The organism is Microbispora sp. ZYX-F-249, from assembly GCF_039649665.1.
Taxonomy (GTDB): domain Bacteria; phylum Actinomycetota; class Actinomycetes; order Streptosporangiales; family Streptosporangiaceae; genus Microbispora; species Microbispora maris.
This window is the reverse complement of record NZ_JBDJAW010000007.1, coordinates 222,965-242,005: the sequence shown is the minus strand read 5'-3', so window position 1 is coordinate 242,005 and position 19,041 is coordinate 222,965. Positions and strand designations below refer to the sequence as shown.

General features: G+C 67.1%; 15 protein-coding genes. 11 read left to right on the top strand and 4 right to left on the bottom strand.

What is annotated here, in order from left to right:
• Positions 1-7: 7 nt before the first annotated feature.
• Positions 8-469 carry a hypothetical protein gene (locus tag AAH991_RS12055; RefSeq protein ID WP_346225860.1) on the bottom strand — a complete coding sequence of 154 codons (462 nt, stop codon included), beginning with the start codon at positions 467-469 and terminating at the stop codon, positions 8-10.
• Between AAH991_RS12055 and AAH991_RS12050 the strand changes: the two genes are divergently transcribed.
• The 3 genes from AAH991_RS12050 to AAH991_RS12040 all read left to right on the top strand — a co-directional run bounded on the left by AAH991_RS12050 (position 470) and on the right by AAH991_RS12040 (position 5,441).
• Positions 470-2,002 carry a recombinase family protein gene (locus AAH991_RS12050; protein ID WP_346225859.1) on the top strand — a complete coding sequence of 511 codons (1,533 nt, stop codon included), beginning with the start codon at positions 470-472 and terminating at the stop codon, positions 2,000-2,002.
• Positions 2,003-2,753: 751 nt separating this feature from the next.
• Positions 2,754-4,100: a replication initiator gene (locus tag AAH991_RS12045; RefSeq protein ID WP_346225858.1), complete on the top strand. Its 1,347-nt coding sequence runs from the start codon at positions 2,754-2,756 to the stop codon at positions 4,098-4,100.
• A 423-nt stretch (positions 4,101-4,523) separates the two neighbouring features.
• Positions 4,524-5,441, top strand: coding sequence for a 1-aminocyclopropane-1-carboxylate deaminase/D-cysteine desulfhydrase (locus tag AAH991_RS12040; RefSeq protein ID WP_346225857.1), 918 nt, complete (start codon positions 4,524-4,526; stop codon positions 5,439-5,441).
• Between the two features lie 2 nt (positions 5,442-5,443).
• Here the strand turns inward: AAH991_RS12040 and AAH991_RS12035 are convergent, their stop codons facing one another.
• A complete protein-coding gene (locus AAH991_RS12035) occupies positions 5,444-6,517 on the bottom strand; it encodes a hypothetical protein (protein ID WP_346225856.1) in 1,074 nt (357 codons plus the stop codon).
• 178 nt (positions 6,518-6,695) lie between these two features.
• On the opposite strand from AAH991_RS12035, the gene AAH991_RS12030 reads away from it, so the two are divergent.
• The 4 genes from AAH991_RS12030 to AAH991_RS12015 all read left to right on the top strand — a co-directional run bounded on the left by AAH991_RS12030 (position 6,696) and on the right by AAH991_RS12015 (position 9,035).
• Positions 6,696-7,523, top strand: a complete 828-nt coding sequence (locus tag AAH991_RS12030; protein ID WP_346225855.1) for an SAM-dependent methyltransferase — start codon at positions 6,696-6,698, stop codon at positions 7,521-7,523.
• On the top strand, positions 7,520-7,942 hold the full coding sequence (locus AAH991_RS12025) for a hypothetical protein (RefSeq protein ID WP_346225854.1): 423 nt from the start codon (positions 7,520-7,522) through the stop codon (positions 7,940-7,942). Before AAH991_RS12030 ends, AAH991_RS12025 begins: the two co-directional genes overlap by 4 nt.
• Positions 7,943-8,019: 77 nt before the next feature.
• Complete coding sequence (locus AAH991_RS12020) at positions 8,020-8,322, top strand: hypothetical protein (RefSeq protein ID WP_346225853.1); 303 nt, start codon at positions 8,020-8,022, stop codon at positions 8,320-8,322.
• 437 nt (positions 8,323-8,759) lie between these two features.
• Complete coding sequence (locus tag AAH991_RS12015; protein WP_346225852.1) at positions 8,760-9,035, top strand: thioredoxin domain-containing protein; 276 nt, start codon at positions 8,760-8,762, stop codon at positions 9,033-9,035.
• 1,278 nt (positions 9,036-10,313) lie between these two features.
• Here AAH991_RS12015 and AAH991_RS12010 read toward each other — a convergent pair.
• Positions 10,314-11,606, bottom strand: coding sequence for a sodium:solute symporter family protein (locus tag AAH991_RS12010; RefSeq protein ID WP_346225851.1), 1,293 nt, complete (start codon positions 11,604-11,606; stop codon positions 10,314-10,316).
• Between the two features lie 186 nt (positions 11,607-11,792).
• Here AAH991_RS12010 and AAH991_RS12005 point away from each other — a divergent pair, with 186 nt between their 5' ends.
• Positions 11,793-11,990 carry a DUF2795 domain-containing protein gene (locus AAH991_RS12005; protein ID WP_346225850.1) on the top strand — a complete coding sequence of 66 codons (198 nt, stop codon included), beginning with the start codon at positions 11,793-11,795 and terminating at the stop codon, positions 11,988-11,990.
• A 104-nt stretch (positions 11,991-12,094) separates the two neighbouring features.
• Here the strand turns inward: AAH991_RS12005 and AAH991_RS12000 are convergent, their stop codons facing one another.
• Positions 12,095-12,919, bottom strand: a complete 825-nt coding sequence (locus AAH991_RS12000; RefSeq protein ID WP_346225849.1) for a patatin-like phospholipase family protein — start codon at positions 12,917-12,919, stop codon at positions 12,095-12,097.
• Between the two features lie 202 nt (positions 12,920-13,121).
• Between AAH991_RS12000 and AAH991_RS11995 the strand changes: the two genes are divergently transcribed.
• The 3 genes from AAH991_RS11995 to pta all read left to right on the top strand — a co-directional run bounded on the left by AAH991_RS11995 (position 13,122) and on the right by pta (position 18,881).
• Positions 13,122-15,872, top strand: a complete 2,751-nt coding sequence (locus AAH991_RS11995) for a cellulose binding domain-containing protein (protein WP_346225848.1) — start codon at positions 13,122-13,124, stop codon at positions 15,870-15,872.
• Positions 15,873-16,004: 132 nt separating this feature from the next.
• On the top strand, positions 16,005-16,625 hold the full coding sequence (locus AAH991_RS11990; protein ID WP_346225847.1) for a hypothetical protein: 621 nt from the start codon (positions 16,005-16,007) through the stop codon (positions 16,623-16,625).
• Between the two features lie 198 nt (positions 16,626-16,823).
• Positions 16,824-18,881: a phosphate acetyltransferase gene (gene pta / locus AAH991_RS11985; RefSeq protein WP_346225846.1), complete on the top strand. Its 2,058-nt coding sequence runs from the start codon at positions 16,824-16,826 to the stop codon at positions 18,879-18,881.
• The last annotated feature ends 160 nt before the right edge of the window (positions 18,882-19,041 follow it).

The following is a 19,041-nucleotide window of genomic DNA, read 5'->3' as shown; positions in this document are numbered from 1 at the left end:
AAACCTCCTACAGGAAGGGCAGGTAGAACGCCGCGGCGAGGACGACCGCCCCGGCGCCGAGGATCATGGGGGAGCGGTACCAGGCGTGGTCGCCCGACAGCGCGTCGTCGGCGACGGACGCGTCGCTCAGGCCGTAGACGAGCCCGCGCAGCTCGGTTTCCGGCTTGGGAGTGGTGACGAGCGTGACCACGACCGAGACGATCGCGTCGACCGCGAAGGCGATGCCCGCGCCCCAGAAGCTCGCGTTCAGCTCGGTGCCGAAGTCGAACACGCCCGCCTTGTAGAGCATGTACGAGCCGAAGGCGCACACCGTGCCGCTCAGCAGGCCCCAGAAGCCGGCCCACGGGGTCATCCGCTTCCAGAACAGGCCGATGATGAACGTCGCGAACAGCGGCGCGTTGAAGAACGAGAACAGCGACTGCAGGTAGAACAGTCCTAGACGACGTTCTTCTTTCCCCCAGGAGATCACATGCTCAGGCTCGCGGACTCGATCCCCGTCGTGTCCTACGCCCGTATCTCGGCGGACACGAAGAGAGACGAGCACGGCGTACGGGACCAGCACAAGGTCAACCGGGAGACGGCTGCCCGGCATGGCTGGACCGTCGTGCATGAGTTCACGGACAACGACAAGTCTGCTGCCAAAGCCGATGTCGTGCGCGACGATTTCGAGGCCATGTTGAAGGCGCTCCGGGCGGGCAAGCTCGATGACGGTACGCCGGTTCGCGGGGTCGTGGTCGTGGCCGATGACCGCTTGACTCGTCGGCCTGGCGACTACGAGCGCTTCGTAGAGGCGTTCACGTACAACGACGGGTTTGTGTTCGCTGACGCCAAGCAGACCAAGAACCTGTACAGCGAAGACGTCGAGAGCATGGGCCTGTTCGGTGCGGTCATCTCCAAGATGGAGGTGCGGAAGATGCAGCGCCGCGTACGGCGGGCGCATCGCCGGCGAGCTGAGGAAGGTATCCCGGTGGGCGGGCATCGGCCCTTCGGCTGGCAGGCTGATCGCGTGTCCCTCGACCCGGTGGAGGCTCCGCTACTCCAGCAGGCGGCGCGTGACTTCATCGCGGGGCGCTCGCTGCGCTCCATCGTCAACGAGTGGTCGAGCAAGGGCGTCCGGACTCCACGCGGGGGAGAATGGCAGACGCGGGTTCTCAAGGGCACTCTCTCGAACCCTCGGCTGTGCGGGTGGCGCAAGCTCGGTGACGAGCTGGTCAGAGACGAGAACGGTGACCCTGTGGTCGGCAAGTGGGAAGCCATTCTCACGCCGGACGAGTGGGTCAGCGTGCAAGCGATCTTCGCCACGCGCAAAGGACGCAGCGTCAGCAAGGACGGCACGGCCGGTGAAGTGCTGCCTCCCGACTATCGCGAACATCGGTACTTGCTCACCGGGATTCTTCGCTGCGGACGTCCGACCGAGAACGGCGGGATCTGCAACACGAAACTACGGGTCGCGCAACGCCCGGAACTCGGTCACCACGTCTACCTCTGCCCGGCCCGTAGCGCGGGCGGGTGTGGTGGCCTGTCACGGCGCGGGGATCTCGTTGACCTGTACGTCTCCGAAATGGTGCTGGCGAAGCTCGAAGAGGCGCAGATGCGCAAGCGCGTTCCATCGGCCGAGTGGCCTCGTCAAGCGGAACTCGAAGAGGCGCAAGCCGCCCTCGACGAGCACATAGCGGCGTTCATGGCAAAGCCCAAGAGGATATCGGCCGAACTGTTCTATCGACTGCTTCCCGATCTCGAAAGGGACCTGGCTGAATTGCGTGCCGAGAAGAACAAGTATGAGGGTGCCGCGAAAGTCGAGCGGGCTCGGTCGGAGATCGACGTGGACGATCTTCGTAAGCGCTGGTACCTGCCGGAAGAGGAGGGTGGTCTACCTCTGTCGCGCAAGCGTATGTACGTACGGGAGGCCCTGGTCGCGGTGATCGTCCATCCGAGTGGCAGGACAGGCCGCGCACCGTTCAACCCCGATCTCCTCGAACCGATCGGCCGCGAGGACGTCTGAGACGTCCTCGGTTCACGTGAGAGCCGTTGCCCTTACCTTGCGGTGACGGCTCTCTAACTTTTGGCCCTGAATTCGCGGACTTCTACGGACGTCAACGGACGCTCCTGGACGCCTACGGACGCTGACGGAACGTCCTCGTTCGGGAACCTTGAGCTGGTCTTGCTCGTTCTCAGCGTGGTAGATCTAGAGGTGTCCAAAGCCACCGACCACGAACGACAGGACAGCGAGAAACCGGCACGCGACACGTACAGGCGCGAATCAAACACCGGGCACACAAAACAAAAAATTCATGGTTGCCGTTCCGCTGGAGGGACCCGGCCCAGCGGTAGGCCAAAAAATGGGCACGCCAACCGGTCTATAAAAAGTCGCGCATAAAAAAACAAACACTCCAAATAATCTCTCGCTGAAAGCACCATCACCGCATCATGTCGGGTCTTCGGCATGCTCGGCGCTGGTGCTTTCGCCTTCTCGTGCGGGGTGGCTCCCTTCGGCGAAAGGAGCCCTCGCTGGTACCCGAGGAACTGGTGCCACACCTCAAGCTTGCCCAGGAGTGGGGCAGGCGAAAGGCCGCTCAACTGCCCGAGTGGTCGCCCGACAAATGGCGGCGCGTCGCCGCCATCCTCGACGTGGAGATAGACCTTGAGTCGTCTCCCGTCACCTCTGGACCCTCGCCCGAGGGCGGGAGGGATGCCGCGTGAGCGACCTCCCCGGCTTCTCTCCCGATGTCCTCGCCGCTGCCCGGCGCGCCGCCATGCCCGACTTCGCCCGGTGGCAAGAGATGGTGCGGGCGACGGGCGGCTGTGCTCAACCTATCCGGCTTCAAGGTCGCCGGATCACCTTCGACTCAGGGTTGGAGGTGCTGGATGTCTACCGGACGGCCGACGAGCCGACCGGGTATCTGCTGACGGCGTGTGGCAACCGGCGCGCGTCGCGGTGCCCGGCCTGCTCGGAGGTCTATCGGGACGACACCTATCACCTGATCCTGTCTGGCCTGCGCGGCGGCAAGGGCGTGCCCGAGGACGTGAGTGCCCATCCCCGCGTGTTCGCCACGTTCACGGCCCCCTCGTTCGGTGCGGTGCACGCGCGCCGTGTGAAGGGGGAGACGGTGTTGCCGTGCCGTCCTCGGCGGGACAATCCGGTGTGCGAGCACGGCAGGCCGAAAGGTTGCGGCGTGCGGCACGGTGAGGACGATCCCCAGGTCGGGCAACCGATCTGCGTGGACTGCTATGACTACGTTGGCGCGGTGCTGTGGAACGCGCACGCCGGTGAGCTGTGGCGGCGCTTCACGCAGGCACTCCCGGCGACCTTCGCCCGGCATCTGGGCGTCTCGCGGGCCGAGCTTCGGCGGCGGCTACGGCTGTCGTACGCGAAGGTGGCCGAGTATCAGGCGCGGGGCCTGGTCCACTTCCACGCCGTGATCCGCCTCGACGGACCGGACGGGCCTTCGGCTCCTCCGCCGGACTGGGCGACCGTCCCCGTTCTCACGGCGGCCGTACGGGAAGCGGCGGCGGGAGTGGCGGTTCCCGTGCCGAAGGATGACCCGTCGTTCGTCGGCCGGTGGGGGACGCAGCTCGACGTGGACCCCATCTACGTCGCGACCTCGCCGGAAGGGATCGCGGATCAGCGGGTGGCGGCCTACATCGCCAAGTACGCGACCAAGGGGGCCGAGTCAGCCGGGACGGTGGACCGGCCCATTCGGCAGATGCGCGACGTTGCCTATCTCGATGTGACCGAGCATGCCCGGCGCATGATCTACACGTGCTTCGTCTTGGGGGACCGTCCGGAGTATCGGCTGGTCCCGCTGCGGCAGTGGGCGCACATGCTCGGATACCGGGGCCACTTCTCGACCAAGAGCCGCCACTACTCGACCACGCTCGGCGCGCTACGTCAGGTGCGGGCCGATCATCAGGCTGAGCGTGCTCGGGAGCGCCGGGGCCTGCCTGCGCCCGGTGAGCGGGAAACGGTGACGGTCGGCCAGTGGCGCTATGCCGGGAGCGGCTACCGGGACGGTGAGCATTTCTGGGCTGAGGTGATCCGGCAACGCATCGCCACCGCGCGCCGGATCGCTCGTGAACAGGAGCGGAAAGAGTCGGCCTGATCGGGGGTAATGCGCGTGCGGGAGTGGTGCGGTCGGCGCAATGCGAAAGCACCCCGAAGGGGCCGCGAAGCGGTTGGGCCGGCGGCACCACGGCGGGCACGGTGTCCGCGCTCGCGCCGGTCTTCTCCCTGCTCCCGCTAGCTGCCCCCTCCGGGACTGCGGGCGGGTTCTGTCAAGCACGGCTTGATGCGTCCCTCAGCCGGTGACCTTCCAGCGTGGGCGGTTGTCCGGCGTACACGGCCGTGCTTGACAGGTTCCGCTCGCCCCGGACAATCGGGCGGCGGGTGCAGGGCTACGGAGAGATCCTTTGCGCTGATGCACCGGATCGGCACACAGCGAGCGTCCCGTCCGGCTCGACTCCCCTGTGGAAGACAGACGGGACGGGGCTGCCCAGCACCCGGAGCGCGCATTATTGTGACCATTATGAGCGGCGACACGACTGATTGGCCGGACGGGGCCGAGAATATCGGCTCGCTGTTTCGGCTGCCTTCGCCGGTAGAGGAGCTGATGGATTCTCGCCTTGAAGCGCGAGGAGTGCGCCTATTACTGAAGCGCGATGATCTTATCAATCCGGATATCTCCGGCAATAAATGGCGGAAGCTGAAGTACAACATACAAGCCGCCCGGCGGCGCGGTTATAAACAGCTACTGACGTTCGGTGGTGCTTACTCCAATCACATCCGAGCGACGGCTGCGGCAGGCTTCTTCTTTGGATTGCAAACCGTCGGGATCATTCGAGGCGAGAAGCATCTCCCCCTAAACCCCCTGCTAGCCTATGCGGTTGAACACGGAATGCTCTTGGACTACATGGACCGTCAGACGTACCGAAGGAAAAATGAGAGCGAGGTGATAGAGTCTCTCCGTGAGCGATTTGGGGACTTCTATCTCATTCCCGAGGGCGGAAGTAACGAGCTTGCATTGCAGGGATGCGCCGAGATCCCCAACGAGATAACACAAGACTTTGATTTCATCTGCTGCCCCTGTGGGACGGGTGGCACGCTCGCAGGTATCGCCGCTGGCCTTCGTGGCAAGCAGGAAGCAATCGGGTTTGCAGTGCTCAAGGGAGCCGACTGGCTGAACAATGATGTACTGCATCTGCAAGAAGGCGCTTACGGTGGCCCACAAGGCAGATGGCGAATCAACCTAGATTATCACTTCGGCGGATACGCGAAGACGAAGCCGGAACTCTGGTTGTTCATCAAAGACTTCGAAGAGCGACATGGGCTATGCCTGGACTGGCTCTACGTCGGGAAGATGATGTACGGCATTTTTGATTTAGTGGAGCGGCGGATATTTGAGCCTGGGACTACGATCGTCGCGGTCATCACGGGGCCGATTTGACGCTACACTTTCAGGTGATATTGCTGCTGCGTGCGCTTGGAAGTTGATTTATCTACGAGCTGTAGCTCCCAGTTTCCGCTATTTATACTAAAGTTCTTGCTGAAGCCCACCCATTTGCCGCTCATACTGTCTCCTGTTGGACTGGCAAGCATCTGGATCGTGCCGTGGTAGCTTGCTCCCCTGTAATAACCGTTGGGCGATGTGCGCTCCGTCCACGTTCCTGTGACAACAAGCCCTGCCGTTGTTAAACGGAGCCTCAGGTCGGACTCTGCCTTATTTGCGAGGCTTTGGCCGTCCATGTTGTCGTTGTGATGCCTGATCACTACATAGTGATTCTCGCTGTACTCGCGCCTTCGTCCTGAGCTGTAGTAGGTGTAGGTACTGAGCCAGATCCCGGATAGGTCGATTGCGGCAGGATTGGAAGAAGTTCCCTCGTCCAACAGCGTGATTATGGGATTGGCGGCCGCGAGCGATAGACCGGCACTAAGCTTTAACAGTACGGAACGGCGAGTCTCTTCGGATTCGAATTTGTTGCTCCATGCCGCTACCGATCGCGCGAGATTCTGAATATCTGCGTCCCGTACATAATTGATCAGATCTGCGGCTTCCATTGAATTTTCGCCTTTCGAAGGTAAATTTCCGTGATGCTGTGCTGGAATAAGAAGACGAGGTATTGCATCCTGGTATTCCTGGGAATTATGTGCGGGGTCAAGTTTGCGGAAATCTTGGCAGTCAATCAGCAGGTCGGCGACGTGGCATTGATAGAGTTGCGCGAGCTTCGTAAGCACGTCAAGGGATGGCGTATAGCCGCTCTTGCCCGGCCATTGCTCCCAATATGAGAAGTTCTTGAAGGTCTTGGGGTCGGTGGGCCAGAGGCGTGTCCACTCCTCGGCTGCCTGGGATTGTGTCCAGCCGTGCGCCAATCGGAAGGCGACGCGAGCGTTGACACCGTATGTGTGCATGACGACGTGCGCGATCTCTTGCCACGTTTTGCCATCCCGTCTCAGGGATTCGGTCAGCGTAAGTTGCTCTTGGCGGATGCTACGGGCCTTGCCTCCTGCTGATTGCTTGGTCATCGACGATCCTTCTGCTGGCTGGGGTTACTGATCACGACGATAGCGCGATAACTCCCTGTGAGACAGGGAGTTTCTGTCGGAACTCTTCACTTGCTGACTGGGTGGAGTGGCGGCGCTACGTCCCGCACATTGGGGCGTACCGAAAAGCGTCACGACCGAGGCAACAGGGGGGAGCAGAATGACGACCGGCCGAAACCTGGCATCACAGGCGCTACCTGGTGGGGGGATCGCCGGCATCGACATCCGTACGCCGAACGTGGCGCGGATGTATGACTACTACCTCGGCGGTAAGGACAACTTCGCCGCTGATCGGGAGGCGGCCGAACGGGTTATCGCGGCTGCCCCGGTCACGCGGGAGGTCGCGCGGGGAAATCGCGCGTTTCTCGGCCGGGTGGTGCGGTTCCTCGCTGGTGAGGCGGGGATCGGTCAGTTCCTCGACATCGGGGCAGGCCTGCCGACACGGGACAACGTTCATCAGGTTGCCCAGCGCGCCAATGCCGCCGCTCGGGTGGTGTACGTCGATAACGATCCGGTGGTGCTGTCGCATGCGCGGGCGCTGCTGGCGACGGACGAGCGGACGAGGGTCGTTCTCGGGGATGTGCGCAAGCCGGGTGACATCCTGACCGATCCGGAGGTGCGCTCCCTGTTGGACCTGTCGCGGCCGGTGGCGGTGCTGCTGGTGGCGGTGCTGCACTTCGTTCCCGACCATGAGGACCCCTATGGGGCGGTGCGGGCGCTGGTGGATGCGATGGCTCCGGGGTCGTTCCTGGTGGTCTCGCATATCGAGCATCGCCCGGAGCTGGCGACGGCGGCCAAGCCGTATGACCGGGCGAACGCTCCGGTGGTGCCCCGAACCTTCGATGAGGTGGCGCGGTTCTTCGATGGGCTGGAGCTGGTGCCGCCGGGCCTGGTGAACGTGCGGCGGTGGCGGCCGGATGAGCTGGTCCTATCCACGCGGCTGGACCCGGATGTGCCGTGCTTCGGCGGGGTGGGGGTCAAGCGGTGAATGAGGACACGTCCGCAAAGGTCGCCCCTGCCGCCGTCCCGGCTCCCGCTGAGGGCTCCCCGGCGTCTCCTGCTGCGGTGCTGGCGGGCCGGTTACGCGAGGAGCTGAGCCATGCCGGGATTTCGGCAACGGTCGGTGCGGGGTTCGGGCTGGCGCTGGTGACGGCGGCCGGGCGGGTGAACGTCTGGGTGGAGGACGGTTCGCAGGGCTGGCGCTTCCGATGGTGGACGGGACAGATGTCGCCGGAAGGGCGCCGCGTCTACACCTCGTGTCCTGCCTCGGCGGTGGAGACGGCGGCACGGCGGGTCGGCGGCCGGGTGCGTCAGGTGCGCCGGGAGGCGTTGACCGTGGCGAGGGTCGGCCGGGCCGGGAGCCGGGCGAGGGCGAATGCCTCGGCAGCGAGGGGGGACGACTCGTGACCGTGAACGGCCCTGCTGGCGTAGGGGTGTATGAGGGCCTGGAGGTGGAGTATCAGGCGCGCGGACAGGTGGTGTACGTGCGTGATCCGATCGACGCCTCGCACGGGTTCGTCCGTCTCAGTCTCGGCCGGTGGTCCCGTTTCGTCGGCGCGGTGAAGGCGGGCCGGTTCGTTCCGCAGCGGGAGGACGAGGAGATCACGGTCACGATCGGCGACCTGTGGAACGCCGGGATCGTCACCTCTTCCCCGTTCCTGGTGACCAGCGAGCACACGTGGGATCTGTTCGTTAAGGCGGTCAGGGCGGGTGCGTTCGATGTGATCGGCGACGCCACGCCGACCGGGACGGGTGAGCCTGCCACGCCGGGTGGTCCTGGCGGCTGACCGGCTCCCCTTGAAGCTGCGCGGCGACGCGGTGAAGGGTCCTGTGACCCATCCGGGTGGGCACAGGTTGGTGTCCTGCTCATCCCGCGCCGCCGCGCGCACAACCCGGTGCGGGGATCGGCCACGGTCCCGTGCCGGTTGCCTCCCCCGTGCCCTTGGGCGGACGTGACGGTGCCTGATCGTCCGGCCTGGCCTGTCCTGTAGGGCCGTCGTGGTGCCCCCGTCCACGACCTGCCGCTCCCACACCCTCAGCATCCGGGAGCCGCCCGCAGGGCCAGAGCTGGAACGGTCAGCCGCCCAGGGGCCGGGGGAGGCCCAAGCAAAGCGTGAGCGGAGCGGCCGGTGGAATGCCCTTGGGCACCCGAAGGGCGAGCGAAGCGAGTTCGGCCGGCGGCGGAGCGGCGGAAAGCGATCCGCATATCAGGAGGTGTGGGGTCGTGGTGTTCTTCTTCGGCATGCCCAGCTTCGATGACGCGCCGGAGCTGACGAGCGAGGAATTGGCAGCGATGCGTGACACGGTGGTGCGGGCGCGGGAGACCCTTGCCGTGATCGTGGCGCGGGAGCGGGCACACCCGCAAGGGCTGATCGACAGTCGCGGGCGGCTGACGCGAAGCGGGGTGAACGCGGCGGCCGGGATGCTGGGCATGCCGCCGGTCACCGATGAGGAGTGGGCCGACATCAGCGGCGAGACGGGAGGAAAAGCGGGGCTGTAGCTCTGCGGTGGAGCGGCATACGCAAGCTTCGTGCCCTGGTTCTCGCTACGCTGCTACTCGCACTTTGCGTCACGTCGTCATCGATACCGACAAGCGAGGAGAGCAGTGGTCAACTCCGGAGCTGCCAAGAGAAGAATTACCGTCTTCCTGGCAATCGCCGTGTCCGCGATAGTTGGCACGCCGGTCAGTGCCTCGGCAGGTGTACGTGCCCTGCCGAGGGATCACAGTCAGACCTATATCACGGTGGACGTGGCTACGGGAAGCGTTATATCCGTTGCTAATCGTCCGCCTTCCATCGACTACACCGGATCCTACCGGGGTGACACTTTTCCGGTATTCGGGTGGTGGGAAACGCATATCTCTTGACAACTAGGGTTAATGCGCATAGATCTTCTGATGTCAAGAACCCTCTCAAATGGGAGGATCGATGCGTGTTCCGCGCGTAGTCAAGCACCTTCGCCTGCCCGCCGTCGTGGCAATGGGCTTGTGTGCGGCCCTCGCCGCACCGTCCAGCGCTTCGGCGTCCGGGTCGCCTGCCATGGAGACGGTCATCACGATGGACGTCGCCACAGGTCGGGTTCTCAGCATCAAGAAGGTGGAAGCGCCTGTAAGCCCCGCCATCAGCAATGACAACATCTGCCAGTCCAGCGACGTTTGCTGGAAGTCGGGTCAGACTCCCTACGCGGATCAGGGATTCTTTGGAACGCCTGGAACGATCACCGGGAGCTGGCCATATCGCTCCTCTTTCAGGACGGGCAGTTACACCGCGTCGGGTACCTGGGTCTACGGTGGCGTGACCCACAGCACGGGCACGCGGGGGCCTGGCACGACAATCGCTCTGACTGGACTGGCTACCGCAAAGTCCGCGACCATCTACTAGAACCCAAGTGCCATTAGGAGGGATATCGCGAGCGCGATTCTCCTCGTGAAAGAGCAGAGGGCTATTCGCTGATGAGGCGAAGCGGCTCTCTGCTCTCGCATTTGTGACGGAGTCTTTGGGTACTCCTGCGGTCTGGCGGGTGCCGCCGTCTGCTGCGGCGCGGGCCGGGACCGGCCCCCAGGCCGCATGCCCGGCCCGCTGGCCGCGTGGCGGGCGGCGGCGCGGCCCGCCGTGGCGGGCCGCCTTGACCCTGTAGTGAAAGTCCTCGCCGAATTGGCTCGTGACGGCCTGGACGATCAGATGCCCGGTGTCCCTGTCGGCGTGCCTCGCCGGGTGATTGCCCTGCTAGATGCCGGTTCGCGGTTGCCTGCCCTTCGTGCTGGCGCTCCTGGGAGACCTTATGCAAAAGAGTTGCGTGATTGCATGTTCTGGAGGTAGTTCATGATGTTGCTGAACCCGGCCGCGATGAACGCCGCGCCGATGCCGCCGATGACGCCGCCGATGGTGGCGATCCGGCCGAGCCGCACATACCACTCGTCCGGGTGATCGCCGTTGATGTGCGACTTCCAGATGTCGTAGGTGAAGACCGTGTTGAAGCCGCTGATGTTGGCGGCCATGCCGGCCATGAACGAGGCGAGCAGTCCGGTCACCGCGATGCCGAGCACGCCGTTCGGCAGGAACTCGTCCATCAGCAGCGGGATCGCCTCGTTGTACGTCGGCCCGCCGTCCTTGCCGAGGTCGCCGAACAGCACGAGCGCGACGAGGCCGGGGATGACGGTCACGATCGGGATGACGAGCTTCGGGTAGGCCGCGACGATGGGGGTCAGCCGGGCGGCGTTGGTGTTGCGGGCCGACAGCGCGCGCTGGACCTCGGCGAAGTTCGTGGTCCAGTAGCCGAAGGACAGCACGAAACCGAGCCCGAGGACCAGGCCGATCCAGTTGGCCTGGAGCGGGTTGTCGGTGCCGGCGGTGTGCGCCCAGGTGTGCAGGCCTCCCTCGCCGAGCACGCTCTGCTTGACCTTCTCCCCGAGGCCGGAGAAACCGCCGACCCGGGTCAGGCCGATGATGACGATCGGCACGAGCCCGGCGACGATCACGAAGAACTGCATGACCTCGTTGTAGATCGCCGAGGACAGTCCGCCGAGCGTGATGTACGCGAGCACGATCACGGCCGACACGAGGATGGACAGCCACAGCGGCCAGCCGAGCAGCGCGTCCATGACGAGCGCCAGCGCGTACAGGTTGATCCCGGAGATCAGGATCTGCGCGAGGGCGAACGTCGAGGCGTTGAACAGCTGGGTCGCGCCGTTGAACCTGCGGCGCATGAACTCTGGGACGCTGTGCACCTTCGACCGGTAGTAGAAGGGCATCATCACGATGCCGAGGAACACCATGGCGGGGACCGCGCCGAGCCAGTAGTAGTGCACGGTCATCACGCCGTACTGCGCGCCGTTGGCGGCCATGCCGAGGATCTCGGTGGCGCCGAGGTTGGCGGACATGAAGGCCAGGCCGGTGATCCAGGCGGGGAGTGCGCGGCCCGAGAGGAAGAAGTCCAGACTCGTCCGTACGGCCCGCTTGGCGGCGAAGCCGATTCCCAGCACCACGAGGAAGTACAGGGCGAGGATCACGTAGTCCAGGACGTTGACGTCGAGCCGCAGATCCTGTGCGGCCAGCAATTGGGCAACAGGCACGCCACGCCAGCTACCCCCGCGTCACCCCGTCTCACCGCTGCGGTACCCGTATACCCAATCGTGACAAAAGCCCAGGTGAGGAACGCGCAAAGTCCGGCCGGGGGCGCGGAGCGGAGCCCCGAGTGGTGCGGGAGGAACCGGGTAGGCGAGGAGGAGCAGGAGGACATCGACGGAGGGAGGCACGTCATGGCCGACGCACCGAACCCGATCCAGCTGCAGAAGCACCTGAAGGGCGTCGACTACCCGGCCGGCAAGTCGGACCTGATCCAGACGGCCCGCGACCACGGCGCGGACGACAAGGTCATCGACGCGCTGGAACGCATTCCGGACCGGCAGTACGACGGCCCCAACGCGGTCAGCAAGGCGGTTTCCGACGTCGGGTAGACCGGACTCAGCATGACGGCCTCGGGCGGCCGGCGCGAGGAGTTCCCGCGCCGGCCGCCCGCTGATGTCCGCCCGGTGATGTCCGCCCGCTGATGTCCGCGTGGTCAGGACCAGACGGCGGCGACCGGCTCGGCGAGGGCGGCGGCCTGGTCGAGGCCCGCCTTGAAAGCCGGTCCCCACAGGCCGGGGTCGAGGACGTTCTCGCCGAACACCGCGACCGACGCCGTGTCGGGGTGGACGACGTACGAGGCGGTCGCGCCGGCCTTCGCCATTTCGGCGTCGAGCACGGCCCGGGGGGTCAGGTTGCCGAGCGGTTCGAGCACCACGAGGGCGCGGGCGCCGGCCGCGAGGTCGGCGTTGGTCGCCGAGCGGACCCCGCCGTCCACGTATCTGCGCCCGTTGATCTCCACGGGCGGGAAGACCATCGGCACGGCGCAGCTCGACGCGACGGCGAGCACGAGCGGCGCACCCGAGGACCGGTCCCACACGACGAACTCGCCGGTGGCCGCGTCGACGCTGGTGATGAGCAGCTCGCGCTCGGGCCACTCCTTCACGGGCAGCCGCTCGCCGACCGCGGCGAGCCGCTCCGCCGCGTGGTCCACCTTCGCCGCCAGGGCCATCCGGCCGACCCTGCGCCGGGCCTCCCGCCGGTCGAGGTTCGGGTCGAACATGACGGCGAACGCCTGCATGACCTCGTTCATGTCGACGGCCGGGGGCGGGCCGGTGTCCACCTTCGCCTGGTGGGCGACGGCCTCCTCCAGGTCGGCGCCCGTGGCCACGAGCGTGCCGACGACCGAGCCGGCCGAGGTGCCGATGATCCGGTCCGCCGTCCCCAGGTCCACGCCGAGGCGGCGCAGGCCGGTGACGATGCCCGCCTCCCAGGCGATGCCGGCGACTCCTCCGCCGCCGAGCACGAGAGCTGTAGTCATGTCCAGAATTATGTTCCACGAATCCGGATGCTCCGGACTGGATGAAACCGGTTGAGATTTGTCTGGACGCCAAACTATTGACGGCGCTTCCGCCGGTGTGTGAATCTTCCTTCCAGATTTTCCATGCACGTGGGAGAAGGACGGTCAGGGTCCCCGCCTGGTCGTGCATGGCCGGTTGTCCGTGCTCGGAGGGAAACCGTCCATGCGAAGATTCGCATCCATGCTCGTGGTCGCCGCCGTGGCCCTGGTCACGGCCGTGATCAGAATGTCCCCGGTGTCGGCCGTCGCCGCCGACCCGTACACGTTCAAGAACGTGCAGATCGCCGGGGGCGGCTTCGTCCCCGGCATCGTGTTCAGCCAGGCCCAGAAGGACCTGATCTACGCCCGTACCGACATCGGCGGCGCCTACCGGTGGAACCAGTCCTCCCAGACCTGGACGCCGCTGCTCGACTGGGCCGGCTGGTCCAACTGGGGCTACAACGGTGTGGCCAGCATCGCCGCCGACCCGGTGGACGCCAACAAGGTGTACGCCGCCGTCGGCATGTACACCAACAGCTGGGACCCCAACAACGGCGCGATCCTGCGCTCGTCGAACAAGGGCGACACCTGGCAGGTGACCCCGCTGCCGTTCAAGCTGGGCGGCAACATGCCGGGCCGCGGCATGGGCGAGCGCCTCGCCGTGGACCCGAACAAGAACAGCGTCCTCTACTTCGGCGCGCCCAGCGGCAACGGCCTGTGGCGGAGCACCGACTCCGGCGCGACCTGGTCGAAGGTGACCAACTTCCCCAACGTCGGCAACTACGTCGCCAGCCCCGGGGACGCCTACAACGGTGACAACCAGGGCGTCGTCTGGGTGACCTTCGACAAGCGGACCGGCACGTCGGGCAGCGCGACCCAGACGATCTACGTGGGCGTGGCCGACAAGAGCAACACCGTCTACCGCACCACCAACGGCGGCACCTCGTGGGAGCGGGTCGCCGGGCAGCCCACCGGCTACATCGCCCACAAGGGCGTGCTCGACACGGCCAACGGCTACCTCTACATCGCCACCAGCGACACCGGCGGCCCGTACGACGGCGGCAAGGGCGACGTGTGGCGTTACGCCACCGCCACCGGCACCTGGACCCAGATCAGCCCGATCCCGTCCAGCAGCGGCGACGACTACTTCGGCTACAGCGGCCTGACCATCGACCGGCAGAACCCGAAGACCATCATGGTCGCCACCCAGGTCTCCTGGTGGCCCGACGCGATCTTCTTCAGGAGCACCGACAGCGGCGCGACCTGGACCCGCATCTGGGACTGGACGTCCTACCCGAACCGCAGCTTCCGCTACAAGATGGACATCTCCGCCGCGCCGTGGCTGACCTTCGGGACCAACCCCCAGCCGCCGGAGGTCACGCCCAAGCTGGGCTGGATGAACGAGTCGGTGGAGATCGACCCGTTCGACTCCGACCGCATGATGTACGGCACCGGCGCGACGATCTACGGCACCACCGACCTGACCAAGTGGGACTCGGGCGGCCAGTTCACGATCAAGCCGATGGTGAAGGGCCTGGAGGAGACCGCCGTCCTCGACCTGATCAGCCCGCCGAGCGGCGCCCCGCTGGTCAGCGCGCTCGGTGACATCGGCGGCTTCCGGCACACCAACCTCGACGCCGTGCCGTCCATGATGTTCACCCAGCCCGTCTTCACCTCCACGACCTCGCTCGACTACGCCGAGACCAACCCGAGCGTGATGGTGCGGGCCGGCAACTTCACCGACGCCGACCGGCCGAACGACAGCCACGTCGCGTTCTCGACCGACGGCGGGGCCAACTGGTTCCAGGGCACCGAGCCGGGCGGGATCAACAGCGGCGGCACGGTCGCCGCGGCGGCCGACGGCAGCCGCTTCGTGTGGGCGCCGGGCGACCCCGGTATCCAGGTCGTCTACTCGGTCGGCTACGGCAACAGCTGGACCGCCTCCAGCGGCGTTCCGGCCGGCGCGATCGTCGAGTCCGACCGCGTGAACGCGCAGAAGTTCTACGCCTTCTCCGGCGGCAAGTTCTACGTGAGCACCAACGGCGGCGCGAGCTTCGCCGCCACCGCCGCGGCCGGGCTGCCGACGACCGGTGTGCACTTCAAGGCGCTGCCCGGCAAGGAGGGCGACGTCTGGCTGGCCGGCGAGGGCGGCCTGTGGCACTCCACCAATTCGGGCGCCTCGTTCACCAAGCTGTCGAACGTCAGCAGCTCGATCAACATCGGTTTCGGCAAGGCGGCCCCCGGCAAGACGTACCAGGCCCTCTACCTCATGGGCACCGTGGACGGCGTGCAGGGCCTGTTCCGGTCCGACGACACCGGCGCGAGCTGGGTGCGCATCAACGACGACCAGCACCAGTACGGCAACGCGGGCGAGGCCCTGACCGGCGACCCGCGGATCTACGGCCGGGTCTACCTCGGCACCAACGGCCGGGGCATAATCTACGGCGACCGCAACGGCGGAACCTCGCCGTCCCCCTCGCCGTCGGCGTCCCCGTCCGTGTCGCCGTCGGCCTCCCCGTCCGTGTCGCCGTCGGCCTCCCCGTCCGCGTCCCCGTCGGCTTCTCCGTCGGCGTCGCCGTCCGCCAGCCCGTCCGCCTCGCCTTCGGCGAGCCCGTCGAGTGGTGGCGGCAAGGCGTGCTCGGCGACCTACAAGGTGGCCAACCAGTGGCCGGGCGGCTTCCAGGGCGAGGTCACGGTGAAGAACACCGGCAGCGCCTCGATCAGCGGCTGGAGCGTCAAGTGGGCCTTCGCCAACGGCCAGACGATCAGCCAGCTCTGGAACGGCACGGTCAGCCAGTCCGGGGCGAACGTCACGGTCACGAACGTGAGCTACAACGGCTCGGTCGGCGCCGGGGCGTCCACCACGTTCGGCTTCCAGGCGAGCTGGAACGGGACCAACGCCGTCCCGTCGGCGGTGACCTGCACCGCCTCGTGAGATAGCACGGCAACGGGCCGTACGGATGAGCCGCGCGCGCGGCACATCCGTACGGCCCGTCCGGTATCCACCCCACCACACTCGGAGAAAACCGCGTGCGCCCCGAGCGCGGCCGGGTGTTGCATGAACCGGATGATCGACGAACCGCTGGAACGACTGCGCGCCGCCGCCCGGCGCACGCGTGAACTCGCCTCGAACCGGGCGGGCACCGGCCTGGGCCACGAGGACGCCGACGACGACGTCGGCACGATCGGCACGGACGGCGCCCTCGGGTTCGATCCGTTCCCTCTGCTCGAAGCCCTTCATCGCAACGGCGCCCGAGCCGTGGTGATCGGGCAGGTCGCCGGCATCATGCACGGGTCCGCCGAACTGACCGGCGATCTGGACCTGCTCTGGGACGGCGAGCCGGCCCACGCCCCGGCCCTGGCCGCCGCCTTCGTCTCCGTCGGCGCCCGGCTCGCCGACGAAACGGGCACTTTCCTGCCGGCTCATCCGGATGCCCTGCTCCGCCCCAAAGTGCGGTTCACCTCGCCCGGAGCCGGCGGTGACTGCTGCACCCCGGCGCTTCCTTGGGGCGATCTCCGAGTCCGGGAGATCCTCGACCGGGCGGTCACCGCGGTCGGCCCGGGTGGCCTGGAGGTCCGCTACGTCTCCCGGGACGACCTCATCCGGATGCGTCGCGCCCTGGGCCGTCCCAAGGACCTCCGGCGAGCGGACGAACTCGACTCGTCTGCCCCGGACCGCCGAGGTTGACGGCTCGCCTCACCTCCACGGCGACCCGGGGTTCTCGCCGCCGGATCGCGGCGGGCTTCCCACCTGGCCTGTGAGAGCACATGACTCGTGGGAAAAGGCCCTACGAATGTGACGTTCGACTGGTATGTCCGTGGGGCCCTTCGCGTAGCCTTTCTGGGGCGGGCCGTCGGGCCGCGCCTGGACAGGGGTGACTGCGCGATGGCGATCGGAGTTTACGTCGCGGCCGGCGACGCGAGGAGCAACAAGGGCACGATCGCCCTGGGCATGATCGAGCTGCTGACCCGCCAGGTGGGCACGGTGGGCGTGTTCCGGCCGGTCGTCCGGGCCGGCCGCGAGGACAGCCTCGTCAACACCGCGCGCGACCGTTTCGGGATCGGCCTGCCCTACGCCATGTGCACGGGCGTCACCTACGAGGAGGTGCACGCCGACGAGGAGCGTGCGGCCGGGGAGATCCTGGCCCGCTACCGGGCGCTGGCCGGGCGGTGCGACGCGGTCGTGGTGATCGGCACCGACTACACCGACGTCGGCGCGCCCACCGAGTTCGTGTTCAACGCCGAGCTCGCCGCCAACCTCGGCACGCCGGTGATGAACGTGGTGACCGGCCTCGACCGCACCCCCGACGAGATCGCCGCCGCCGTCGAGATGTCGCGCAAGGAACTGGCCGAGCGGCACGCCACCGAGCTGGCCACGGTCGTGACCCGGGTCGCCCCCGGCCTGGTGGACGAGGTCGCCGCCCGCGTCCCCGCGTACGTCCTGCCGGAGGTGCGGCGGCTGTCCGCGCCGACGGTCAGCGACCTGATGGCCGCCTGCGACGGGGAGCTGTTCATGGGCGACGCCGACCAGCTCGGCCGGGAGACGGGCGGGCTGATGATCGGGGCGATGTCGCTGCCGAACATCCTGGAGCGACTCACCGAGGGCCTGGCGGTCGTCGTCCCCGCCGACCGGGCCGCCGCGCTGGTGCCGGGGCTGCTGGCCGCGCACAAGGCCCCCACGTTCCCGGCCCTGTCGGCGATCATCCTCAACGGCGGGCTGGAGCTGCCCGACGCGGTCGTCCGCCTGCTCAAGGGCATGGACATCCGGCTGCCGATCGTCACGACCGGCGGCGGCACGTTCGAGACCGCGACCAAGCTGTCGAGGGCCGAGGGCCGGTTCAGCCCGGACGCCAAGGGCAAGATCGACACCGCGCTCGGGGTCTTCGCCGAGCACGTCGACGCCGGGGCGCTGCTGCGCAGCCTGCGGGTCACCAAGGCCGCCGCGATCACGCCGCTCATGTTCGAGTACGACCTGCTGGACCGCGCCCGCGCCGACCGCAGGCACATCGTGCTGCCGGAGGGCGCCGAGCCGCGCATCCTGCGCGCGGCCGACAGCCTGCTGCGCCGGGGTGTCGCCGAGCTGACCCTGCTGGGCGACGAGCGGGAGATCCGGCTGGCGGCGGCCACGATGGGCCTGGCCGTCGACGGCGCCCGCGTGGTCAGCCCGTTCGACCCGGAGCTGCGCGAGCTGTTCGCCGAGGAGTACGCCCGGCTGCGCGCGCACAAGGGCGTGACCGCCGGGCAGGCCCGCGACATCGTCACCGACGTCTCCTACTTCGGCACGATGATGGTCCATCTCGGGCTGGCCGACGGCATGGTGTCCGGGGCGGCCCACACCACCGCCCACACGATCAGGCCGTCGTTCGAGGTCATCAAGACCTCGCCGGGCGTCGGCGTCGTGTCCAGCGTCTTCTTCATGTGCCTGGCCGACCGCGTCCTCGTCTACGGCGACTGCGCCGTCGTGCCCGACCCGACGGCCGCCCAGCTCGCCGACATCGCGATCTCGTCGGCCGCCACGGCCGCCAGGTTCGGGGTGGAGCCGCGCGTGGCCATGCTGTCGTACTCGACCGGCGAGTCCGGCGCGGGGCCCGAGGTGGACAAGGTCCGCGAGGCCACCGCGCGGGTCCGCGAGCTGCGGCCGGACCTGCCGGTCGAGGGCCCCATCCAGTACGACGCGGCGGCCGAGCCGAGCGTGGCGCGGACCAAGCTGCCCGGCAGCCCGGTGGCCGGGCGGGCGACGGTGTTCGTGGTGCCCGATCTCAACACGGGAAACAACCTCTACAAGGCCGTGCAGCGCAGTGCGGGCGCGGTCGCGATCGGGCCGGTCCTGCAGGGCCTGCGCAAGCCGGTCAACGACCTGTCCCGCGGCGCGACCGTGGGCGACATCGTCAACACCGTCGCGATCACGGCCATCCAGGCGCAGGCGCACGGGGAGACACAGTGAGCGCGCAGGCGCGATGAGAAGCAGAGTGAGCGCGCAGGCGCGATGAGAAGCAGAGTGAGCGCGCGGGCGCGATGAGAAGCAGAGTGAGCGCGCGGGCGCGATGGAGAGCACAGTGAGCGCGCGGGCGCGATGGAGAGCACAGTGAGCGCGCAGGCGCGGC